General features: G+C 37.6%; 20 protein-coding genes and 2 pseudogenes. 6 read left to right on the forward strand and 16 right to left on the reverse strand.

Going from position 1 to position 22,492, the window contains the following annotated elements; genetic code table 11:
- Positions 1-85: 85 nt before the first annotated feature.
- Positions 86-1,403 (reverse strand): annotated as a pseudogene (locus tag AB5443_RS20325) (AAA family ATPase).
- Positions 1,404-1,625: 222 nt separating this feature from the next.
- A complete protein-coding gene (locus tag AB5443_RS20330; protein WP_229087820.1) occupies positions 1,626-1,982 on the reverse strand; it encodes an AAA family ATPase in 357 nt (118 codons plus the stop codon).
- 82 nt (positions 1,983-2,064) lie between these two features.
- Between AB5443_RS20330 and AB5443_RS20335 the strand changes: the two genes are divergently transcribed.
- The 4 genes from AB5443_RS20335 to AB5443_RS20350 all read left to right on the forward strand — a co-directional run bounded on the left by AB5443_RS20335 (position 2,065) and on the right by AB5443_RS20350 (position 4,439).
- The gene (locus AB5443_RS20335) at positions 2,065-2,442 is read left to right on the forward strand and encodes a hypothetical protein (RefSeq protein WP_229087818.1); all 378 of its coding nucleotides are present in this window, start codon (positions 2,065-2,067) and stop codon (positions 2,440-2,442) included.
- On the forward strand, positions 2,390-2,797 hold the full coding sequence (tnpB, locus tag AB5443_RS20340; RefSeq protein WP_225694564.1) for an IS66 family insertion sequence element accessory protein TnpB: 408 nt from the start codon (positions 2,390-2,392) through the stop codon (positions 2,795-2,797). The genes AB5443_RS20335 and tnpB overlap by 53 nt, the downstream gene beginning before the upstream one ends.
- A 77-nt stretch (positions 2,798-2,874) precedes the next feature.
- Entirely contained in the window at positions 2,875-4,158 is a 1,284-nt protein-coding gene (locus AB5443_RS20345) for an IS66 family transposase (RefSeq protein ID WP_279187227.1), read from the forward strand.
- Positions 4,101-4,439 carry a transposase gene (locus AB5443_RS20350; protein WP_277131601.1) on the forward strand — a complete coding sequence of 113 codons (339 nt, stop codon included), beginning with the start codon at positions 4,101-4,103 and terminating at the stop codon, positions 4,437-4,439. Before AB5443_RS20345 ends, AB5443_RS20350 begins: the two co-directional genes overlap by 58 nt.
- Before the next feature lie 297 nt (positions 4,440-4,736).
- On the opposite strand, the pseudogene AB5443_RS20355 reads toward AB5443_RS20350, so the two are convergent.
- From AB5443_RS20355 to glf, 13 genes and pseudogenes are all read right to left on the reverse strand, one after another.
- Positions 4,737-5,107: pseudogene (locus AB5443_RS20355) on the reverse strand (transposase); the annotation flags it as partial.
- Positions 5,108-5,185: 78 nt separating this feature from the next.
- Positions 5,186-6,160 carry a glycosyltransferase gene (locus AB5443_RS20360; RefSeq protein ID WP_195406708.1) on the reverse strand — a complete coding sequence of 325 codons (975 nt, stop codon included), beginning with the start codon at positions 6,158-6,160 and terminating at the stop codon, positions 5,186-5,188.
- Between the two features lie 15 nt (positions 6,161-6,175).
- Positions 6,176-7,981: a thiamine pyrophosphate-binding protein gene (locus tag AB5443_RS20365; protein WP_195406707.1), complete on the reverse strand. Its 1,806-nt coding sequence runs from the start codon at positions 7,979-7,981 to the stop codon at positions 6,176-6,178.
- Between the two features lie 18 nt (positions 7,982-7,999).
- Positions 8,000-8,938: a glycosyltransferase family 2 protein gene (locus AB5443_RS20370; RefSeq protein WP_195406706.1), complete on the reverse strand. Its 939-nt coding sequence runs from the start codon at positions 8,936-8,938 to the stop codon at positions 8,000-8,002.
- Between the two features lie 184 nt (positions 8,939-9,122).
- Positions 9,123-10,355, reverse strand: coding sequence for a glycosyltransferase family 87 protein (locus tag AB5443_RS20375; RefSeq protein ID WP_368119632.1), 1,233 nt, complete (start codon positions 10,353-10,355; stop codon positions 9,123-9,125).
- Between the two features lie 208 nt (positions 10,356-10,563).
- The gene (locus AB5443_RS20380; protein WP_022137254.1) at positions 10,564-10,950 is read right to left on the reverse strand and encodes a GtrA family protein; all 387 of its coding nucleotides are present in this window, start codon (positions 10,948-10,950) and stop codon (positions 10,564-10,566) included.
- Positions 10,951-10,961: 11 nt separating this feature from the next.
- Positions 10,962-12,737 (reverse strand): hypothetical protein, encoded by a 1,776-nt coding sequence (locus AB5443_RS20385; protein ID WP_022137255.1) that lies wholly within the window; start codon positions 12,735-12,737, stop codon positions 10,962-10,964.
- A 6-nt stretch (positions 12,738-12,743) separates the two neighbouring features.
- Complete coding sequence (locus tag AB5443_RS20390; RefSeq protein WP_022137256.1) at positions 12,744-13,634, reverse strand: NAD(P)-dependent oxidoreductase; 891 nt, start codon at positions 13,632-13,634, stop codon at positions 12,744-12,746.
- A gap of 10 nt (positions 13,635-13,644) precedes the next feature.
- Positions 13,645-14,718 (reverse strand): CDP-glucose 4,6-dehydratase, encoded by a 1,074-nt coding sequence (gene rfbG / locus AB5443_RS20395; RefSeq protein ID WP_022137257.1) that lies wholly within the window; start codon positions 14,716-14,718, stop codon positions 13,645-13,647.
- An 11-nt stretch (positions 14,719-14,729) separates the two neighbouring features.
- Positions 14,730-15,509, reverse strand: coding sequence for a glucose-1-phosphate cytidylyltransferase (rfbF, locus tag AB5443_RS20400; protein WP_022137258.1), 780 nt, complete (start codon positions 15,507-15,509; stop codon positions 14,730-14,732).
- Positions 15,510-15,535: 26 nt separating this feature from the next.
- Positions 15,536-16,879, reverse strand: coding sequence for a lipopolysaccharide biosynthesis protein RfbH (gene rfbH, locus AB5443_RS20405; protein ID WP_022137259.1), 1,344 nt, complete (start codon positions 16,877-16,879; stop codon positions 15,536-15,538).
- A 137-nt stretch (positions 16,880-17,016) separates the two neighbouring features.
- The gene (locus AB5443_RS20410) at positions 17,017-18,048 is read right to left on the reverse strand and encodes a galactofuranosyltransferase (RefSeq protein ID WP_022137260.1); all 1,032 of its coding nucleotides are present in this window, start codon (positions 18,046-18,048) and stop codon (positions 17,017-17,019) included.
- A 1-nt stretch (position 18,049) separates the two neighbouring features.
- Complete coding sequence (gene glf, locus AB5443_RS20415; protein WP_277131602.1) at positions 18,050-19,171, reverse strand: UDP-galactopyranose mutase; 1,122 nt, start codon at positions 19,169-19,171, stop codon at positions 18,050-18,052.
- A 113-nt stretch (positions 19,172-19,284) separates the two neighbouring features.
- Between glf and AB5443_RS20420 the strand changes: the two genes are divergently transcribed.
- A complete protein-coding gene (locus AB5443_RS20420; RefSeq protein ID WP_277131603.1) occupies positions 19,285-20,427 on the forward strand; it encodes a glycosyltransferase family 1 protein in 1,143 nt (380 codons plus the stop codon).
- Here the strand turns inward: AB5443_RS20420 and AB5443_RS20425 are convergent.
- A complete protein-coding gene (locus AB5443_RS20425) occupies positions 20,417-21,409 on the reverse strand; it encodes a polysaccharide deacetylase family protein (protein WP_277131604.1) in 993 nt (330 codons plus the stop codon). The genes AB5443_RS20420 and AB5443_RS20425 overlap by 11 nt on opposite strands.
- A gap of 105 nt (positions 21,410-21,514) precedes the next feature.
- Here AB5443_RS20425 and AB5443_RS20430 point away from each other — a divergent pair, with 105 nt between their 5' ends.
- Complete coding sequence (locus tag AB5443_RS20430; protein WP_277131606.1) at positions 21,515-22,492, forward strand: SDR family oxidoreductase; 978 nt, start codon at positions 21,515-21,517, stop codon at positions 22,490-22,492.

Genomic DNA, 22,492 nt, shown 5'->3' on the forward strand with positions numbered 1-22,492 from the left:
AGGGCAAACATAAAATTACTGTTTGCTAAAATTAATGGATTTAGCACATAAAAAAGCACGGAATTTGACGAAGAACCAATACGCGCTAGAAGGCATTAATTTCCACCAGCCACTTCTCTATATTTCTCGTTTCAACACTAAAGTTCACGCCAATCTTAAAAAGTTTCCGTGAGTCTGTCGCAAACGGACGAGCATAATGTTTATCATTTATCTGCCGCAAAGCTTCTTCCGCCGTACCATCCAATTTAAGGAGCTTCCACTTTATCCACATTCGCATAATAAGGGAGCAAAAAACGAACAAAGCCTTCCTCCACCTCACGATTGGGAAAACCCAAACGATAAATATCAAACTCCTCATCATACCCTTTAATAGTAAGGTACCCGCTTTGGTATATTACCGGAATAGGATTGATAGACTCAGAATCGATACTGTTTAGCACTTGAGTGTCAGTTTCTTCATGAGCCATCCGGTGCAAATCATAATTATGTTTTTTCAGCAACTCCACCAAATAGGTAGGAGTCCCCGTTTCAAACCAGTAACTTTTAAACTCATTGCGCTTAAAAGCCAAAAGCAAACTGAAAGGGTTGTACATTCCTTTAGAGTTATGCGTAAAATGATAACCGTCATACATCTCTTTCAAACGGGCACATACTTCCTCATACGTCATTCCCCGCGCATCAGCAAATTCATGGAGTTCGACATCCAGATTATCGTATAGTTCCTGTTCGCTGACTCCACAAATATCCACATACTTATTCCACATGGAAATGTCATCCAGATTATTCAAATCACTGAACACACTAACTTTACTAAACTTGGTAACTCCCGTCAACAAAGCAAACCTGATAGAGCCATCCTGACTTTTCAATGCACCATAGAAGGCATTCAATGTATTACGGAAACTCTTTTGCAAAGCATCATTACCTATAGCCTGCAACATCGGTTTATCGTACTCATCTACAAGAATAGCGACACGTTGTCCCTCCTGCCGACAGGCACGCTTAATAATACCCTCAAAACGCATCGCTAAGGATTTCTCCGAAGACTCCGCGCCATACATCTTCTCCCACTCCACCAAAGCCCCATTCAGTTTATTCTCCAAACTTTCCGGAGTATCGTATTTTTCCGTATTAAGGTCAAGATGTAATACAGGATATTTTACCCAATCTTTTTCCAGCTTCTCCATAGCCAGCCCTTCAAAGAGCTCCCGCTTTCCTTGAAAGTAGGCTTCAAGCGTAGAAATAAGCAGACTTTTTCCGAAACGACGCGGACGGCTGAGAAAATAATAACTTCCAGTTTTCACCAATTGATAAACCAATGCTGTTTTATCAATATAAAAATAGCCACCTCTACGGATTTTCTCAAAATTCTGTATACCGATAGGGTAAATCTTGCTACTCATATTTCACTGGATTTAGTTTACATAACACAAATATATGCAGAAATATCTATATTGCAGCAACTCATACAAGGAAAGAATTACAAAATTAAAATATAGCACATAGACTTTACATAAAATCAAAACAAGATACCAACAACCCCAATCGGCACCTTATATCTGTAAGGTGTTCCTATTCCATCAGCTATAATAATAGGAATCGGGCAGAGCCGCTAGGATGAGAAGTCAGAAATCGGAATACATATCATACACCTCTTTTATCGCCTTGCTCCAAGTCGGATATTTATGTACCTCGTCCAAGAAGAGATGCTTCCCTCCATTTTTCACAAATACATCCACCAACTCCAACAAAGTATGATTGGAGAAATAAACAGAATCCAGCATACAATAAAGCACTTCCCTACTATAAATCTCATAATACTGCTTCATATACTGCAACATTAAAGTAGTCTTTCCCACTCCACGAGGCCCTTTAATAGCAACCAACTGGGCATTCCAATTGTTCTGATACATCAATGTCCTTATTATCCCGGTCGATGTCAGCGACAACAAACGGTCTTGTTTAGCAAAAAGAGTTTCCATAAATTCTTATGTAAGCATTCGGTAAACCACGTATTTTTTCCTCAAACTTCCGTCATTAACTTTACGTCCAAAAAGCAAAGTTATGATGACACGAGAAGAAGTAGTAGAGATAATGAACTACTGCAAAGAGCACAAAGTGACTTATAAGTCAAGATTAGAGGAACTCAACATCCCTGTATGGCGGTTTTATGACAGCAAATCCCGTTATGCCGGCGAGCAATCATCGGGTAAAACGGCTCAAGGTGAGTTTATCGAGCTCCCGCACAGTGGATCTTTTGTTCCGGTTCCTTCATTTGCCGGTACAACCGGACGGAAACAGAAAAGTACACTGGCTACGCCAAGCGGATTGAAAGAGATAGAAATACGTACACCGGGTGGTAGTGCCATACGCATTTGCGGTGAGCTAAATGAAAAGGAACTGTTTTCAATCATCCAGTCCTGCAACCATGTTCAGCCTTAATGACAGTATGCGCTATCTGTTGTATAACCGCCCGACTGATATGCGCAAAAGCTTCCATACCCTCAGCGGTATCATCACAGACGCCATGGGTCAGGACCCCTGCAACGGCAACGTGTATATCTTTATAAACCGTGCCCGTGACCGTATAAAACTCCTGCATTGGGAGCCAGGCGGCATGGTGCTGTATTCCAAACTTCTGGAAGCCGGCACTTTAGGTAAGCCTGATTCTGCCAGCGATAATGAGGTCTGTGCAAATATAGAATGGCGAGAACTTGTCATGATTGTGGAGGGTATCATGGAAGCCCGCGATTCGCGACGCACGAGACTTGAAAACCTGCAAAAGCTTCGAAAATAGTACCGGCTTTTTACTCCGTTCGCTTTTGTATGCCATGGGATTTTAGTATATTTACATTGTGAAACAATGAGATGCAGATGCTTACAGAAGAACAGGAAAAAGCCTTATTGGAAGAAATTGAGAAGCTCCGTCAGGATAAAGCGGCGCTTATCAGCAGGGTTTCCTCGCTGGAACAATCCCTGTACTGGCTCCGGAAAAAAGTCTTTGGCCGGATGAGCGAGAAGAGTCTTCCGCTTGATCCCAACCAGCTGTTTCTGTTCTCAAAGGAAGCAATGTCCTCCATGGAAATATCCCGGCTTGAGGAGGAAGTCCGCAAGAGTGAAGAAGAAATCACCAGAACTATAAAAGTAAAGGAAAAACCGGTCCGCAAGTCTCTGGACACTTCCTCACTGCCTGTAGAGATTATTGATCTTTACCCCGAAGGGACAACAGACGAGGAAGGCAGGCTTAAGGATGATTTCATTGAAATCGGAAAGGAAGAGAGTTCACGCCTAGAACGTGTTCCGGCAAAAGTATATATTCTGAAGACCGTCCGTCACAAAGTGATAAGTAAATCCGATATGGAGAAATACCCCGAGGAAAGGCAGATTCTGATTCACCCGCTACCTCTTGTTCCGGTCAGCAAATGTATGGCAGACTCCTCGGTTCTGACAGACATTATCATTGGCAAGTTCATGTATCATCTCCCGTTCTACCGTCTGATACAGCAGTATCGCGAATCAGGAATTAGCATAAGCGAATCTACCATGTGCGGATGGTATGAAATGGCGGTGGAGAAACTCAAGCTGCTGTACAACCTGCTCAAACATAAGATACTCTCCAGTGATTATATACAAGTGGACGAGAGTGTCATTCCTGTGATGGACAATGAGAAACATAAAGCGAAAAAGGGGTATGAGTGGTGCGTGCGCGACGGCATCACGGGAGACGTCATGTTCCATTATGACCGTGGCAGCCGTTCGGGTATGGTAGCCCGTGAACTGCTGGGATGCTACCATGGCATTGTGCAATGCGATGGCTATGCAGCTTACGAACAGTTTGAGCAGATGAAAGGAATCACTCTGGTCGGCTGTTGGGCACATGTCAGAAGGAAGTACGTGGATGCCCTGGAAGAAAACAGGACGCTGGCCACACAGGCGATTCATTACATCGGTAGGCTGTACAAGGTAGAGTCTGATGCCGGTGAAGCCGGACTCACAGCTGAAGAGCGTAAGGAAAAACGTATTCGTGAGGCCTATCCGCTGATACTTGAATTTGAAAAGTGGCTGCAGGAGCTTATCTTAGAGTGCTTCCTAAAAGCCGCATGGGTAAAGCTATCGAATATACGTACGCGCTTCTTCCCAGGCTTTCCAGATACGTAAACGATGGAAGAATAGAAATTGATGACAACCGCATAGAAAATGTCATAAGACCTTTGGCTTTGGGAAGAAAGAACTATCTGTTCTGCGGCAACGACGCATCCGCATACAGGGCTGCCATCGTGTACTCTCTGATAGCCACCTGCAAGTCTGCAGAAGTAGACCCTAGAGTCTGGATGGAAGATGTCATGAGTAAAATCCCATATTATGAAAGGGATAAAAAGGATATGACAGAACTTCTACCACGTAATTGGGCAAAATCCAATCAAACTTGTTCCGAATAGATACTATTAACTACGAATAGCACCGATTCGGAACTAATTCACAAAATTTGCAACGTGGTTTACCGAATGCTTACATTCTTATATCTTAGTACTTTCAAAGACAAAGACAATCATTTGCTGTTTACAAACAGCAAATAAACTTTAAAAACTCTGCACACCGATAGGGTAAATGTAAGCGATCAGTCAACTGCTTATTGTCAGCAATAATAAAATCCTGAGATTCCTAGTTCTATGTGGTGATTTTCCCTTATCTGGTAGATGTGGATGATTTCGTGGATTTAATGGATTTCAAAGTAGTCATGCTGCTTTCAAGTTATCAGGAAGCAAATTAGCTATATCCTTGGTGCAGTCTTCATCATAATCATAGACATGATCAGAAGTAAATCACCCACGTTCTGAAGTCTACATCGGCAGCTTTGCAGCATCCCATAAAGCTATAAAAATAATAGCTGTGCTTTCTGCCATATCGTCATTTTGACAGAATAAATATTTTTTCTTCCCACAGCAACGGGTCTTGCCACATTTTCAATCCCATTATTATCAATACTACATCTGCCATCCAAATGATAACGGGATAACTTGTTGAAGCGGTTGTAAGTATATAAAATAGCCTCTTCGATGGGACTGCCTTTGATGCCCCTGGCATGTTCGGCGACTAGCCATTTTTCAATGATAGTAATACGATATATAAATTCAAAGAGAAGTTGGCAAAAGAATGTCCTTATCCAACTTCTCTCTTGAAATAGTTACCGTCTTTTAAACACACTTCTACGAAACGATTTTAAAGTTGGCAATAAACCACTTCTTTGTAATACTTCCAAAAAACATCCCTTTATCTTCAAATACTTGTAATAAGGAACATTTCCGAAATATTCATTCAAAACATTTCTTGCAGTTGACAAATCAAAAGATACTTCCTTCTCCAAATAGAGATACTGAATAATTCGGCTACCCACAAAATGCGACAGAACACGGCATTTATCATATTCAATAGTTTTTTCTGAGATAAGCCCCCTCTCCATATATATTTTATAAATACCGTAATAGTTCACAACATGAGGAATAAAAAAGGCATAAGACATCTTTTTATTAGGCACAACCAAAGTTTCATAACAATGGTAATTCACAACGAGTGAGTTTCGCAATGAAACCTCATGCAAGGTCCAATCCATTTGCGCCAATTGAGTCTTCCATAATTCATCATCATCCCGAAGTTCCTCAAAATTCTTCTTCCAAACACCAAAATTCGTAATCCAAGTAATTTTATTATTAATTATACGCACAAACGAATCCACATTTTCAATTTGGACTTCTTTTGACCTACGATAAGGATTCCGGAGATTCGAATAAAAAAACAAATTAACATCTTCACCTTCACATTTTCGGATGTAATCCTTCATTATTCCTAATCCGCCTGCCTTGAATAATATATAATCATTCAATAACTTCAGATAGCGTCCCTTTCCTCTAGAAAGAGCTAAATAAAAATTCCGGTCTTGAACATTCTCTGAGTTACGATAATATTTAATATTAGGATACTCAGAAGCCATTCTTCGCATTTGCGCTTCTGTATCATCAGTAGAACAATTATCAGAAATTACAATCTCCACTTCCTCGTCAAAATCAGGATCATGTACAACCCGTTCCAACATCACAGTCAAAGTTTCCACCCTATTATAAGTAGGAATACAAAGAGAAAGTAGTATCGTATTATTACTCATAAGCAGCCTGACTGATTAAATATGACAATATACACATTTTTCCTGAAGTTCATCAGGCATGAAAGGAGCCATTTTCTCCAAAGGAGCAGAAGACATTTTTCCATTCTTATCCATAAAAGAAGCAGACTTTGGATAAAGGGTTTGAAGCGGGTGCATCTTTATCTCACAAATATATGCTCCTTCATACTGAAGAACAGCAGCTATTGAACTTTTCAAAGAATCGCCTTCCTGATTTAACCTAACAAAAGGAATATCATAAGCATTAGCTATCTTTTCCATATCGGGACAAACCACTCCACTGCTTGGATCACTCCCCATATAATGCCCTTGAAAGAAAGACTGCTGAGTCGTCTTGATAGCCAAATACCCTTGATTCTCCAATATAAATACTTTCAGCGGAATATGATAAGTCAGCAACGTTTGGAGTTCTTGAATATTCATTTGAACACTTCCATCTCCCGTTACAAGAATTGTACGACCTTTATCATTAGCAATTGCCGCACCAATAGCAGCAGGCAAGTCATACCCCATAGCCGCACAACCTTGGTTTGCAAATACACGTACTCCTCTATTTACTTTCATAGCCTGATAGGTCGAAGTATAGGCTGTACCATTTCCAGTCACCACTACATCTCCCTTATGCAGTTGTTTAAACAATTCATCAGCAAAAACATATGAACTTATATATTCCGGTATAGAAGGATTATCATCAAACAAAGTTGGCAATTCTTTTTCAATCGCACGTCCCCAATTTCTCCAATGTTCAAAAGACGGAAGACGTGTCCCTGCCAATTTAGCCTGAAAAAGATCCAAAAAATCTCGTAAATCTGCATGAATTGGCAAATCAATAGAAAGAGTCGGTTTCTTCAGTTCATTCTCGTCAATATCAACCATCACTTTGTAAGCTTTGGGAGCCAATAAGTCATATGCATAACTTATCTGCCTAATACTCAAACGAGTACCCAACACAATCAACAAATCCGAGTTCTGTACCATTATATTACCGATACGGTCCCCGCATATTCCAGGTTTTCCAAAACACAAAGGATGATCATGCCAAATAATATCCGAACCACTAATAGCAGTCACGACAGGCACATTCAGTTTCTCTACGATCGACAAAAACTGCTCTACCCTTCCGGCCAGACGCACTCCATTGCCAACATAAACAACCGGGCTTTTTGCTGCCTGAATCTTTTGAAGCAGCAATTCTACACATTCTTCTTTTAACAGAGGAGCTTCTTTTTCTATCTCTTCCGATGAGAATTCACGTAGTTTTTCTTCGTCAACAATAGCTCCTTGAATATCCAATGGCACATCTAGCCACACCGGCCCCGGACGGCCATTCAAAGCTAAAAAAACAGCTTTATCAAGATAGTACTTTATATCCAAAGGGTCAGTCACCATCACTGCCATTTTAGTGATAGGCTTCACGATATCAACTATATCAACCTCCTGATCCCCCAATTGCCGAAGATTTAATTCAGGACACGCACAAATTGTAGTACTTTGCTTCACTTGCCCCGATATATATAATGCCGGGATTGAATCACACCACTGCCCTAGAACTCCTGTTAAGGCATTCGTTCCACCAGGGCCCGTAGTTACATTAGTAACACAAAGCTTCCCACTTGAACGATAATAGCCTTCCGCTGCAATTGCCGCTGCCTGTTCGTGGTGGTTACAAACATACTTAATATGTTTATTACGTCCAATTGCATCATTAAGATGCATTGCCCCTCCACCTGTCACTAAAAACACTTGTTCTACACTATACTGAGCATACAAGTACTCAAAAATAAAGTCGCTTACTTTTACCACAGCCTATTTTTTTAGTTATTAAAAGTTTACTCTTTCGCGTTCTATTACTAAAGGACGTTTTCTTACTTGTGTATAAATAGCACCAATATATTCTCCAATAATGCCTATAAACAACAGTTGCACAGAAGAAAAAAAGAAAAGTCCAATTACCAGTGGAGCCATCCCCACACTAAAGCTATCCCAATAAACCAATTTATATACCAAATAGACTAACCCTACCAATAAACTAATGAAAGCTACAATAAATCCAATAAAACTAGCCATGCGGAGAGGAAGTTTTGAGTGATTTACAAACCCCAGCATTGCCATATCATAAAGGGTATAAAAGTTATTCTTAGTCTTACCGCTTTGACGAACCGGCTGAGTATATGTAACAGTGCAATAATCAGCCCCTAGTTCTGCGACCATTCCTCTAAAATAAGGGTATGGATCCTCAATACCCCGAAGAGTATTTAAAAAAGACTGAGCGTATAAACCAAAACCTGTAAAATTACTAATATGTTCCGTAGAAGAAGACTTTGCCATTAACTGATAATACATCTTCCTCAGCGCAAACATAATCGGATTTTCTTTACTTTTACTTTTTACTCCTAATACGATTTGATGTCCTTCCTCCCACCTTTTAATAAAATCAGGAATTAACGAAGGAGGATCTTGCAAATCCGCAACCATCAATATCGCAGCATCACCAGTTGCTTGCAACAACCCATAATAAGGAGAACGTATATGTCCAAAATTCTTGATATTCAATATTAATTTAACATTCTTATCACTCTTCGCCAATTCACGCAAAATGTCAACAGTGCCATCTTTAGAAGCATTATCTATAAAAATATGTTCATAAGTATAATCAGTCAAAGCATCAAACTGCTGTTTGACCTGATTATAGAGTTCACGTACATTCCCTTCCTCGTTATAGCAAGGAGTTACAATACTTATTTTTTTCTTTACCTCCATAAGGTTGATATGTTAAAATTAGGTTAGGTTATATTCAATTATTAAGTCAAACACAACTTGAATCTAAATTGTAAGAAACAAAAGTAGAGAGAATTAACGAATTATCCAAAATGTTTCACGTAAACCTAACCTCAACCAACAGAAAAAGTTTCATATAACATTATCTTAGAGAGCAAGAAAACAGTCAAACAAGTATTTTTGTATTTGCTTTCTTCGCAAACAATGCCTCCCTAGTTGCCATTACAAGTAAAACGAGCCAAAGTAATATAGCACCTACATTATTGATTACATGAGTAGCAACATTTATAGAACTTGGCATTTGTATCGGAAAGAATATGATAATAAACAGAAAAGAAACTAGAAATAACGTTCTAGGCACATTTTTTTTCGACTCTACAACAAATGGTTGCAATCCTATAAAAATTGGAAATAAATAAATTACATTATATGCAAAAGCCTGTTGTGGAAACAAACAACAAAACATTGACAACAAAGCTATTTTAATAAAAGAAGAGTGAATTTTAATACTCAAAAAAAGTGTGTATCCCCCTAAGAAATAGGTCATGTATTTTCCAATAGAATAAAACAGAAGTTTATGTTCCAACTGTAACTTCTCATCAATCTGTAACAACAAAGGAATTATACCATAACGATAAACAGAAGAATCTTGTCCATAAGCAGCAGTTTGTGCTATAACATTATTGTATAATTGCCCAATATTATCAAATCCTCCTTCAAAAAAACAAAATGGCAGCAAAGCCAACAAGAAACAAATGAAAATATAATAAAATAATAATTTATATGATTTTGCACACAAATAATATAGACAAAAAACAGCAGGAAACACTTTCAATACTGAAGCAATAGCCAAACAAATAGCCGCAATCCATCGACCATTTTTACCATCCTTAAATAAAAGAAAATAATTAATGCATGCAGCAGAAAGCAGTATCTGATTTCCTCGTTCTAATGCATATAAATTAGCAGCAGAAAAAAATATAATAAATAAAGCCATTGTTGCATTACATCCATTCTTCTTACAAAGTAAATAAAGAGAATGAAAAAAAACATAAAGAGAAAGCAACATGAAAAGAAATCCACTAACTAATGCTGTCCCATTTTCCCAACAATCTGATAAAGTTATCCCAGAATAATTAGTCATTCTAGTAAACGGATACAAAATCAAATAAGCAAATGGCAAATAATTCTTATTTAAAGTTCCATTAAGTTCATTGAAATAGGGGTCTTTATCTGCAATATAAATTAATGTATTAAAAAAGTCAGCAAAAAAGTCTCCAACTCGCAAAAAGAAAACATGCATTTGTGTTGTAGGATCTACAAATAATAGGATAATCCACATGCACGCTATAAAAAACATGCAATATGTAAAATTCTGGTTATTGTTTATTTGTTTCATTTTTAATCAAGAAGTACTAGATTTATTTTAAAATATTTAACGAATATATTTATTATAAATCAAAACAGAAACCTCCCTCCCCTCATATTCTACATAATTAACTACAAATACAAAAAATTAACCATCATCCACACACAACATTTAAAATATCAAAAAAATAATTGTACAGAGTAGATTCTATATTGTTTCAGTCCTGCCGCAATTCTTTTTAATTGAAAACAAATCGTTTTTGCAAAACAAATGATGCAATCGCAACAATAGGAGTAACAATTATACCTGCAATATACTCATTTAAATCGGTCAATTCAAGTAACAAATGTATTAACCCTATATTTATAAAATAAACAATAGCATAAGCTGCTACAAATTTAAAAATCAATCGATTCTTTGTGTTTTTGAAAACAAAAGTTCCGATTGTTTTAAAGTTAAATAGTACCCCCAATATAGTACTCAATAAGACAGCAACACGATAAGTTATCCCCACATAAACAAAAAGACAATATAGCCCCACACCAAAGGCTGTATTCAATAGCCCAATTAATACAAACCTAATAAATGTAGCATCAATAGCATGTGAAAATATTTTTACTCTCATTTGTTCACTAATTATACATCAGGCAATAGTATATCAAAATAGCGATTCGTCCAAACTATTTTATAATGATTCATATCTAAAAAATTATTCATAGCTTTTATTTGATCTGGACGAGATAAAACGTTCTCAGGAAGATGATTAACATCCATAAAATTAGGATCATATTCCCCCCACAAATTTGTAGTTCTAAAATTCTGTCGCAATACAACAGGAAGGGGGGTATTCTTTGACATAGCAGCTTGTAACTGTCGTTCCAATTCAGCACCCGAAAGACACCATAACCAAGCATTCGAAATATACGAACGTGTATCTGTCATGTAATTTAGTCCCGGCATAAAATTATAAACCAAAAGAAAATCGTCAGGCTCTACATATTTTTCTAAAACAGGCAACAATTCATTCATCAAATTTGCACGATAAGAGCCTGTATAGATAAAACGACAATACTGATTATCAATAGGATGCACTTTTTCCAATCGACTATCTGGATCATAATAAGCCAAATTATCATTTTTATAAATACCACAAGCTATATAGCACACAAATATAATGCACAAATAACAGCGCATATACCGCTTATATATAGAATATTTTCCTAATCTTTCATTCCAAGTAACCTCATCCTCAAATAAACGACACAAATAAGCCGTCCCTAATGGTAGAGCTAACCAAGCTGATGTCCACATTGTATTAATTCCTTGGTCACTCCCCAAAGGCATACAGACAATCATAAAAAGAGAGGCTAGAGCTACATATCTCATACGAAGCCCTTCAATCCGGTTATAATTTATTAGAATTAATATAGTACCAACATAAGATACAAAATGAGTAAAATACATATCATTATGTCGAAGAGCCTTATTAAAGCACAGACCTAGAAAAATCCAAATAAACACAAACAGAAGATTCAATACCCATGAAGAATATTTATTTATCAGTTTGCTCCGCAACCACGTATAGGCTCCACCCAATAACACGACAATCCCCCCAACGGATATTATTCCCCAATAATTCTTTATATATCTTACAATTAATCTCCCAAACTGGTGAGAATTAGTCTCATCGGTTGCACTACTAGCTACCCCTGTCATGGCCTCCATAAAAAAAGTCCAATATCCCCAGTAATACATAGCTGCAACTATCAGTGCTCCCCCCACAATCGTCCCCCAAATAGCCATCCACATTTGACTATTGAAAAAACGTAGACTACCGTTTTTCCAATATAAACAAACCGGAATTAATAATATAATGGGTAAAATAGCCAGATTAGGTATTCGAACAAAGATATTAACGCCTAACATAAATCCACCCAAAAAGAACCAAACAAGCCTATTAGTTTCAAGTCCCCGCCAAAAAACAATTACAACCGAAAGTACAATAAAAGCAGTTAATGAGTTATAGCCATAAGGTTTAGGATCACCGACAACTATTAACATTTGAGCTATTAAACCAACTAATAACCAACCTGAATTTATACTCTTTTTTAAAAACACATAAGAAAGACAGAATGTTCCTGTCACCATTATTATTCCTAAAATCCGTGTTCCTAAAAAGCCTCCTTCCGGAAGCAACAGATTCCATACTCCACCAATTACACCAGTAACCCAATATGGCATTTGCGCTACCACACATTCTGGATTCTTAAATATTTGTTGATAAAAATACATTCCCCAGCCTTCATCAGACAAGTCAAAACCCTGTACTGCACATGCAAGCTGATACAATATAACTAGAACTAAAGCATATGCAAATTTATGTTTTTGAATAGAATATAAAATAATTTTCATGTTTTTTTATTTATCAATCAACAAGAGGTTTTTATCTAATTGCCCTTTATTACCTGAATACCATATATATAAATCGCGAATAGCCAATGCCAAAGGAGTTAAGTTAAGGTCAAATTCACTCTTCAAACGAGAGTTATCCCCACTATATTCCAATCCCATCCCCTCTTGAGATATAACAATTGGATGCAAAGGTTTTCCCGCTACCTCACGCACAATTACCGCTAAGTCATATAATGAGATTGAAGAATCTGGAGTAATATTATAAGCCTGATATTTGGGCTCATTCTGTACAAACCAATCTAATATAGGCATAAAATCATTTACATATAAATAATCAAACTTGCGGTTCTGTTTAATAGAAATTGGCAAATCAAATAAGACCTTACAAATAGCATTTGAAATAAAACGGATAGCATAGTCTTCATATTTACCAAAAATGCCAAACACGCGTAAATCATAAATATTGGAACAATGAGCAATAACTTTCTCACATACATACTTACAATACCCATGTTCATCTACTGGGATATGCTCCTTCCATGAATCCTCTTTCATCTTAGGTTGATAATTACGATTATCATATATCGCTCCAGAACCTATTACCAGGATTTTTTCAAAATACTCCTTATATCTCTCTAAATTAAAAAACATACGGGTATTAATATAAAATATATTTGAGAAATCCTTTGCATTTCTATGACTAGGTTTCACTGCCGCATGTATAACAACATCTACTGTATGTTTATGTAAATAATCAGCAACACTCTTCTCATCCGCTACATTTAACTCCAAACTTGAAGGAGATAATACATTGTATTTATCAACCAGAAAGCTCTCATGTATATTACGCCCGATGAAACCGCTACCACCTGTTAAAAGTATTGTTTTACTTCCCATCAATTATATTTCATTCATTTATATATTTATTGATTTGTTCCACACACAAATCATAGACAGCCTCATCATTATATCGTTTATACCAATCTACTGTCATTTGAACAGTTTGTTCCAAATTAAGTCTGGGTTGCCATCCTAACCTAAAATAAACCTTTGAAATATCAAGCATTAATAATTTGGCTTCATGCAAGCTATTGGGATCAGAGCAGTCATAAAGTTCCCCCTTACCATAATATTTCACAACACGTTCAGCAATTCCCCACACATTTTCAACAGACTCCAATTTCGGACCAAAATTCCATCCTTCACAATATTCAGTAGGGGCTTCCCACATTTTCTTCGCCAATAACATATAGCCGCCTAATGGTTCTAAAACATGTTGCCATGGACGAATAGACCTAGGACTTCTAATATCAATTATCTTATTAGCCTCCAAAGCTCTTATACAATCAGGAATTATCCGGTCTTTTGACCAATCCCCACCTCCAATAACATTCCCGGCACGAACACTTGCAATTGCTTTACCATGCATATTGTAATCAGCAGGATTAAAGAAAGAGCGTCTCCATGAAGATATCGCAATTTCAGCACAACCTTTTGAGGAAGAATAAGGGTCATACCCCCCCATAGGTTCATTTTCGCGATATCCCCATAACTGCTCTGCATTTTCATAACATTTATCAGTGGTTATCATAACTCCCACTTTCACACTTTCCGTAGCACGAATCGCTTCTAAAACATGAAGTGTTCCCATCACATTGGTTTCATATGTTTCGATAGGCATCTCATAAGAAAGCCTAACAAGAGGCTGGGCAGCCAAATGAAAGACGATATCAGGCTGATAGGTTTTAAAAATTTCTTTGAGCAATTCTCCATTACATATATCACCACGCAAATCGGTTATCATAGTACCAATTCCCGAAAGTACATAATTATCCTTTTCAGAAGTTGGCTCTAATGCTAGCCCAATAACCTCAGCACCCAACTCATGCAACCATATAGAAAGCCAGGATCCTTTAAAGCCTGTATGTCCTGTCACCAGAACTCTCTTTCCACGATAAAAATTATGAAAAATATCGACCATCTCTATCTATTTTATTTCCAAACCTTCCAAGGAGCTTTATTTTGCTCCCACATCTCATTCAATTCCGAGTTATCCCTCAAGGTATCCATCGGCTTCCAAAATCCTCGGTGTTTATAGGCATGCATTTGTCCAGCTTTAGCAATCTCCTCCAAAGGTTTTCCCTCAAAAGAAGTAGTATCACCACCTTTTATAAAGCTTAGTACCTCCGGTTCACAAACAAAATAACCTGCATTTATCCAATTACGGTCACCGTCCGGTTTTTCCATAAAGGACTTCACCTTATTGGTGCCCAAATCGATTTCTAATGCTCCAAACTTCCCGCCCGGCTTATAGGCAGTCACAGAAAGCAAACAACCGGATTTTTCATGCTCGGCTATAGTATCTGCAATATTTAAATCTGTCACACCGTCACCATAAGTCAACAAGAATGGTTCATTTTCCAAATACTTTTCGACTCGTTTTATTCTGCCACCCGTCATTGTATTAAGTCCGGTATCTACCATCGTAACACGCCAGTTTTCAGAATGATTATCTAAAATCTCGACACGATTATTAGATAAATCTACTGTCATATCGCAATTATGCCGAAAATAGTTAGCAAAATATTCCTTTATGACATACTGTTTATAACCACAGCAGATAATAAAATCATTAATTCCATAATAACTATAAGTCTTCATTATATGCCATAAAATAGGTTTTCCTCCTATTTCCACCATTGGCTTTGGAATTAAATTTGTAGCTTCACTCAATCTTGAGCCAAAGCCACCGGCTAAAATGACAGCTTTCATAATCTAATTTATTTTGTGTTATAATATTAATGTGAATCCACAAACTGTTTAATCATATCCACCATGAATTGTAACATTTCAGGTTTCATTCCCGGATAAACTCCAATCCAAAAAGTATTATTCATTACGAAGTCGGTATTTACCAACTCACCAACAACACGATAACCTTCACCGGCTTTCTTCATTTCATCAAAAGCCGGATGTTTCAACAGGTTACCTGCAAAAAGATTACGAGTCTGTATTTTATTCTTTTCCAAATACTCAGATAATTCATTACGAGTAAAACCGGCATCCTCTTTCACAGAAATAAGAAAACCGAACCAACTCGGATTGGAATTCTTCTCGGCTTCAGGTAAAATCAAGCCTCTTGTTCCAGCCAGCTTTTCTTTCAGAAAATTAAAGTTCTTTCTACGATCTGATACTATTTGGTCCAATTTCTCCAGTTGCGCGCAACCTATAGCTGCCTGCATATCTGTTACTTTCAGATTATACCCAAAATGGGAGTAAACATATTTATGATCATATCCAAGAGGCAATTCGCCATATTGTTTACTAAAACGAGACTGACAAGTATTATCTACTCCACCCATGCACCAACAATCACGTCCCCAATCACGAAATGAGTTTATCAGCCTATGCAACAATGGATCGTTTGTGTAAACTGCTCCCCCTTCTCCCATTGTCATATGATGAGGAGGATAAAAACTGGAAGTTCCAATATGCCCGAATGTCCCGGTTTTACGGGTTTCACCTTTTAAAGTATATTCAGTACCCAAAGCATCACAATTATCTTCTACTAACCACAGATTGTGAGTATCGCAAAACTCTTTCACGGCCTCTAAATTAAACGCATTCCCCAAAGAGTGGGCAATCATTACCGCTTTTGTCTTGTCTGAATATGCCGCTTCGAGTTGAGTTATATCTATGTTATATTCCGGAACAGTTATGTCTACAAAAACAGGGATAGCACCATATTGAATACAAGGAGTTACCGTAGTAGGGAATCCACAGGCCACAGTTATAACTTCATCCCCTCTTTGTATACGACGTTCCCCAAGCTCGGGAGAGGTTAAAGCCATAAATGCCAACAAATTAGCAGATGAGCCGGAATTGGTTAATGAACAATATTTAATCCCCAGCCAATCAGCCAGTCTTTTTTCAAAACGGTGAGCCCACGGACCGGCAGTCAACCAAAAATCCAAGGAAGAGTCGACCAGATTCACCAATTCTTCCTCGCCAAAATAACGACCGCCATAATTTACAAATGTTTTACCCGGAACAAATTCTTTAGACTGTCCAAAAGTCTCAGCATAATACTCTTTCACAAGCGAAAGTATCTGTTCCTTCAAATTATTTCCTTTCTGTTCCATAATCACTTTTTTCCTTATTCCTCGTTTTTAAATTCACAAATAGAACCATCAAAACTTATTATTAAATGCGCAAAGATACGAAATACTGCGCCATCTTTACATCTTTTATGCAAAAAAGAGGTTCTATCTCCTCCTTTTTAGCTTTTTAAGGCAGTTATAGCTTTGATAACTGCACTAGAAAAATATTCTCCGCCCTGAAGTTTCCGGCTGATCCCTATGACATTTTTTTGCATTTCAGCATATTGCTGCAGCGTCAAATCAGACAGAACCGCATCCAAATCCTCCAATGAATCAACACATAGTCCAATTTTATGTTCACGAACAAAGGATGCTAAAGCAGCCTTGCTCCAAATAATAACAGGCAACCCGCAACGGATGTATAAAGATGTTTTATGAGGATTATTATATTGAAGATATTCTCCCCAGTCGCCTGCACATGTCGAGATAGAAGAGCCGTCCCATACCAGGCCAAAATCCCCCTGTGCAGTAGAAATCAGATCGTCGGACTTGACAAACCCCATATAAGTAAAATGTTCTTTTCCCTTCGCTTTATCCAATTCGAAGCCCGCCCCATAAAGATTGAATCGGAATGACGGACCGGCATATGTACCGATTTCATACAGAAAAGCATTTTTACGCGGATGCAGACCTCCCGCGTAAAGGATCCTAAAAGGTCTTCGCACATCTGAAGGCACACCGACAACAGAAGTTGAAAGATAATCAAAAATTTCAAGAGTTCCTAATTCCGCCTTACAACCTTGTTCTTCAAGCCATTGTTTCATTTTATCATTATGGGCTATGATATAGTCCGAATGATTCAAACGTTGAATCTCACGTACAACAGAAAGTTTATGTCTACGAAAGCTTCCCAAATCATGAATGACCGTTACAACTTTTGCTCCTCTTAAATGAGCCATATTACAAACAAATTCATAATATTTCTTCAGTGGATACTGCAATACCAGAACATCCCCCTTATGCAGACAGAAAGGAGATTTCAATACTCCCAAAAGAGTCACGACAAACGCCAGCATCTTATTTGAATAGACAGTCTGTTTCAAACCGACATTCTTAAATGACATATCAGACATTATCTGTTCAATATCAGTCTTTGCTTTATTCCCTGCGCTAGAAAGCCCTCTGTAATTTCGTGACAAATAACAATTCATATTACTTTTTTCTTAAATCTATTTCTTTTTTCGCCAAACTTAATGCAGCTTCCACTGTATCGTCCATATCCAGATAGGCATACTTCCCTAAACGCCCTCCAAACAAAACACTACTATCCCGAACAGCCAACTCTTGATATTTACAATACAACTTCATATTTTTTTCATCATTCACAGGATAGTAAGGTTCTTTTCCAATTCCAAACGAATCCGGGAATTCATATGTAACCACTGTCGTAGGCTGTGTGCCAAATTCAAAGTGTTTATGTTCAACCACCCTGGTATAAGGAACCTCACGCTCGCAATAATTAATGACTGCATTTCCCTGAAAATTACCGGTATTCAAACTATGATTCTCAAAACGTAAACTGCGATACTCCAAATTTCCAAAACAGCAATCAAAATATTCATCTATACAACCGGTAAACAAAGTCTTATCCGCAATAAAACCCAATTCGGCCTTAGATTTAAAATAGTCAGTATTCAAACGCACATCAACCCCTTCCAACAGAGCAGCTATAAGCACATTATATCCGCCAATAGGAATACCCTGATAAGCATCATTAAAATAATTATTATCATATATAAAACGGAAAGGTATCCTTTTAATGATAAAGGCCGGAAGCTCTTTAGCCGAACGTCCCCACTGTTTCTCCGTATACCCCTTTATCAGGCAGGAATAGATATCTTCTCCACACAGTTTTAACGCCTGTTCTTCCAAATTCCGTGGTTCTTTTATAAAATCAAAAGCTTTACGCTGCTCTGCAATTTTTGCTTGTGCCTCTGCAGGAGTCTTTACTCCCCACAACTGAGAAAAAGTATTCATATTAAAAGGCAAATTATACAATTTGCCCTTAAAACAGGCTAATGGGGAATTTGTGTACCGATTGAATTTCGCAAAACGATTCACAAAATCCCAAACATCCTGATTATCCGTATGAAAAATATGAGCACCATATTTGTGAACACGTATACTATCTATATCTTCACAGTAAACATTTCCTCCTTTATGAGAACGTTTATCTATCACCAAACAAGAAAAGCCCGCCTGACGCATCTGATAAGCAAACACTGCTCCGTATAAGCCAGCACCTACAATTAAATAGTCATATTTCCGTTTCATAAATAGCCTCAACTTATAATAATTTGACAAAGATATGCAAAATCCCCTTAGAAACAGAAGGTATCTTATTATTTTTATTACATTTGCCATATCATTAAAAAAGGTTTCAACATATGAGAATAGGTTTTGACGGTAAACGAGCAGTAGAAAATAAAACAGGGTTAGGAAACTATAGTCGCTTCATCATAGATATATTGAGCCGGCTTCACAAAGAAAATCAATACACCATCTACGCCCCGAAGCCAAAAGAGAACAAACCCCTAGACCGTATTCTTTCAAGAGAAAACATACAGATAATATATCCTGCATCCCATTTTTGGAAAAGACTTTGTTCATTATGGAGAATTTGGGGAATAAACAAACAGATAAAGGAAGAACAACTGTCACTCTTTCATGGACTCAGCAATGAACTGCCATTATCTATAAAAAAAAGTAAAACCAGAAGCATAGTAACCATACATGACTTAATTTTTATACGCTACCCACAATTCTACAAATGGATTGACAGACGTATATATATTTACAAATTCAAAAAAGCATGTCAAAACAGTGACCGCATCATTGCTATCAGTGAAATGACTAAACGCGATATCATTACTTTTTTCGGAATAGACGCACATAAAATCGATGTTGTCTACCAAAGTTGCCATCCTATTTTTAAACAACCGGCAAGCAGCACACAGAAAAAAGAAATCCGGCAAAAATATCAGCTTCCAGACAAGTATATCCTAAACGTAGGAAGTATAGAAAGCCGCAAAAATCTACTTTTAGTTGTGAAAGCACTACATTATATCCCTGAGGACATATCGTTAGTCGCTATTGGGAAAAGAACAACATACACTAATGAGGTTGAAGAGTATATTAACAAACACCAACTTAATCACAGAGTGCATATATTACACAATATTCCTTTTCAGGAACTCCCCGTTTTCTATCAATTGGCAAAGCTATTTGTATATCCTTCCTTTTTTGAAGGTTTTGGCATTCCAATCATAGAAGCTATACACTCCAACATTCCTGTTATTGCCGCTACCGGCTCGTGCCTGGAAGAAGCTGGCGGTCCGGACTCTATTTACATCAGCCCGAATAACGAAAAAGAGCTTGCTATAAATATCAACAAAATACTCACCTCATCCGACCTGGTCAACAAGATGACAACAAAAGGGAAAGAATATATCAAACGCTTTTCCGATGAAACAATAGCCCAAGATATTATGCAAGTATATCAGAAAGCATTATCTGCCACTAAGGCTTAAGGGCTAACTTCACTTTAAAATCCGGCAAATCAAAACGCGCAGCACAACGAGGCAAAAGGAAAGGGTCACTATTTTTTTGCAAACGCTCGTTCATTGTAGTAAAAGCAAGTTTATACCCGGCTTCCTTTACTGCTACACGAGCAGATTCACTAATATCACCTTGCTTTAGATTTCCATTGGGAAAAGCCAGATAAACACATTCACTTCCTATTCTTTGCCGGAGAGCATGCCTGCTCTCAAAAATTTGCCTACGAGTCTCCCTTTCCTGTTGGAACGAATTACATATAAAATGATCTAAGCAATGAGAACCTATGATACAGTCATAATCCCGCTTTAGTTTCACAAGCTCATCCCAATTCATCGGAGCGTCAGAAGAATATTTTTCATAAAGCTCATCCAAAACATTGCTTGAAAGATTAGCTTCCAACTGCGAGCAAATCAAATCAACCTTTGCCATATCCGAATGTTTTAAAGCTTTATTTATCCTTTTCATAATCGCCACCCGTTCAGTATCAGTTGGCAAATCACAGTCAATATCAAGACAATCAACCTGAATGTGAGTTAATTGAGCGCCTAATAATACAGCCCTGTTTATGAAAGTAGGAAAACGCCTCCCCTTTTCCAAATGATTCACCGACACAAATACAGTAAAAGGCAAAGACAAAGAAGAAAGAATCGGAGCAGCAACAGTTAGGTTGTTTCGATACCCATCATCAAAAGTAATAACTACTTCTTGACCGTTAAATCCCGCAGAGACAAACCTTTCGTAATATTCATCCATCGAAATTACATCATAATGTTTTCGCAAATATCGCATTTCCGCCTCAAAAACATCCGGCCGCAGATGTAATGTTTGAACTGATGAATCTATAATTGTATCAACTCCATGATAAAACAATACTCTTGGGGTCTTGTTAAATGTCCGCCATAATCCAAGCACTCCAGAGCCAATCATTAAGTTTTTTAAAAAGGCATGTCGCATAAATACATTTTTTAGAAGAGACAAAGCTATATAAAGTTTTCAAAAGAAGCAATTAATAGTCAAGAAAAGTATTATCTTTGCCCAGACTTACAATATTCAAAAGTAATGGAAAAAGATTCAACCATTTTAGTAACAGGAGGGGCAGGATTTATTGGTTCCAATCTGTGTGATCATCTCCTGAGTCAAGGGCATCGTGTTGTATGTTTAGATAGCTTCATAACAGGGAAACCTGAAAATATACAGCACCAGTTCAATAATCCTAATTTTAAATTGATAGTAGGCGATATACGTAATCTTGAAGACTGCAGAAAGGCAACAGAAGGAGTAGATTATGTATTGCACGAGGCTGCATTAGGCTCTGTTCCCCGTTCAATAAAAGATCCGATTACCACAAACGAAGTCAATATAGGTGGATTTCTAAATATGTTGGTTGCCGCCAGAGATGCAAAAATCAAACGCTTTGTTTACGCCGCCAGTTCTTCTACTTATGGAGACTCACAGTCATTGCCTAAAGTAGAAGAAGTAATAGGCAAACCTTTATCTCCTTATGCCATAACTAAATATGTCAATGAACTATATGCTGATGTTTTCTCCAAAACTTATGGAATAGAATGCATCGGACTTCGCTATTTCAATGTGTTCGGACGACGCCAGGACCCCAATGGGGCATACGCTGCTGTCATCCCTCTTTTTGTAAGGAAGCTTATACAATATAAATCTCCCGTCATCAACGGTGACGGAGAATACTCCAGAGACTTTACCTATATCGATAATGTCGTCCAAATGAATGTATTAGCATTATCAACCAAGAATCCTAATGCTCTTAACACTGTATATAATACAGCATTTGGAGAACGTACAACCCTTAATCAACTGACTGGTTATTTAAAAGATTTTCTAAGTGTTTACGATCCGAAGATTGCTTCTGTTGAGATAAAACATGGTCCAAACAGATTGGGGGACATTCCACATTCTCTTGCCTGCATTGATAAAGCTAAAATGTTACTGAACTATTCACCCAAATTCAGCATGAAAGAGGGATTAAAAGAAGCAATCGACTGGTATTGGACAAACCTTAAGTAA

Source organism: Bacteroides sp. RTP21281st1_H5_RTP21281_210402 (assembly GCF_040918965.1).
In the GTDB taxonomy this organism is placed as follows: domain Bacteria; phylum Bacteroidota; class Bacteroidia; order Bacteroidales; family Bacteroidaceae; genus Bacteroides; species Bacteroides congonensis.

What these genes read in the sequence shown, in the direction of transcription:
- AB5443_RS20385 (WP_022137255.1), bottom strand. Translation starts at nt 12,737, where the DNA reads ATGAAAATTATTTTATATTCTATTCAAAAACATAAATTTGCATATGCT.
- rfbG (WP_022137257.1), bottom strand. Translation starts at nt 14,718, where the DNA reads ATGGTCGATATTTTTCATAATTTTTATCGTGGAAAGAGAGTTCTGGTG.
- AB5443_RS20345 (WP_279187227.1), top strand. Translation starts at nt 2,875, where the DNA reads ATGCTTACAGAAGAACAGGAAAAAGCCTTATTGGAAGAAATTGAGAAG.
- AB5443_RS20425 (WP_277131604.1), bottom strand. Translation starts at nt 21,409, where the DNA reads ATGCGACATGCCTTTTTAAAAAACTTAATGATTGGCTCTGGAGTGCTT.
- AB5443_RS20375 (WP_368119632.1), bottom strand. Translation starts at nt 10,355, where the DNA reads ATGAAACAAATAAACAATAACCAGAATTTTACATATTGCATGTTTTTT.
- AB5443_RS20330 (WP_229087820.1), bottom strand. Translation starts at nt 1,982, where the DNA reads ATGGAAACTCTTTTTGCTAAACAAGACCGTTTGTTGTCGCTGACATCG.
- AB5443_RS20335 (WP_229087818.1), top strand. Translation starts at nt 2,065, where the DNA reads ATGATGACACGAGAAGAAGTAGTAGAGATAATGAACTACTGCAAAGAG.
- AB5443_RS20380 (WP_022137254.1), bottom strand. Translation starts at nt 10,950, where the DNA reads ATGAGAGTAAAAATATTTTCACATGCTATTGATGCTACATTTATTAGG.
- AB5443_RS20350 (WP_277131601.1), top strand. Translation starts at nt 4,101, where the DNA reads ATGGGTAAAGCTATCGAATATACGTACGCGCTTCTTCCCAGGCTTTCC.
- AB5443_RS20370 (WP_195406706.1), bottom strand. Translation starts at nt 8,938, where the DNA reads ATGGAGGTAAAGAAAAAAATAAGTATTGTAACTCCTTGCTATAACGAG.
- AB5443_RS20360 (WP_195406708.1), bottom strand. Translation starts at nt 6,160, where the DNA reads ATGAGTAATAATACGATACTACTTTCTCTTTGTATTCCTACTTATAAT.
- AB5443_RS20390 (WP_022137256.1), bottom strand. Translation starts at nt 13,634, where the DNA reads ATGGGAAGTAAAACAATACTTTTAACAGGTGGTAGCGGTTTCATCGGG.
- rfbH (WP_022137259.1), bottom strand. Translation starts at nt 16,879, where the DNA reads ATGGAACAGAAAGGAAATAATTTGAAGGAACAGATACTTTCGCTTGTG.
- rfbF (WP_022137258.1), bottom strand. Translation starts at nt 15,509, where the DNA reads ATGAAAGCTGTCATTTTAGCCGGTGGCTTTGGCTCAAGATTGAGTGAA.
- AB5443_RS20430 (WP_277131606.1), top strand. Translation starts at nt 21,515, where the DNA reads ATGGAAAAAGATTCAACCATTTTAGTAACAGGAGGGGCAGGATTTATT.
- AB5443_RS20420 (WP_277131603.1), top strand. Translation starts at nt 19,285, where the DNA reads ATGAGAATAGGTTTTGACGGTAAACGAGCAGTAGAAAATAAAACAGGG.
- AB5443_RS20410 (WP_022137260.1), bottom strand. Translation starts at nt 18,048, where the DNA reads ATGAATTGTTATTTGTCACGAAATTACAGAGGGCTTTCTAGCGCAGGG.
- glf (WP_277131602.1), bottom strand. Translation starts at nt 19,171, where the DNA reads ATGAAACGGAAATATGACTATTTAATTGTAGGTGCTGGCTTATACGGA.
- tnpB (WP_225694564.1), top strand. Translation starts at nt 2,390, where the DNA reads ATGAAAAGGAACTGTTTTCAATCATCCAGTCCTGCAACCATGTTCAGC.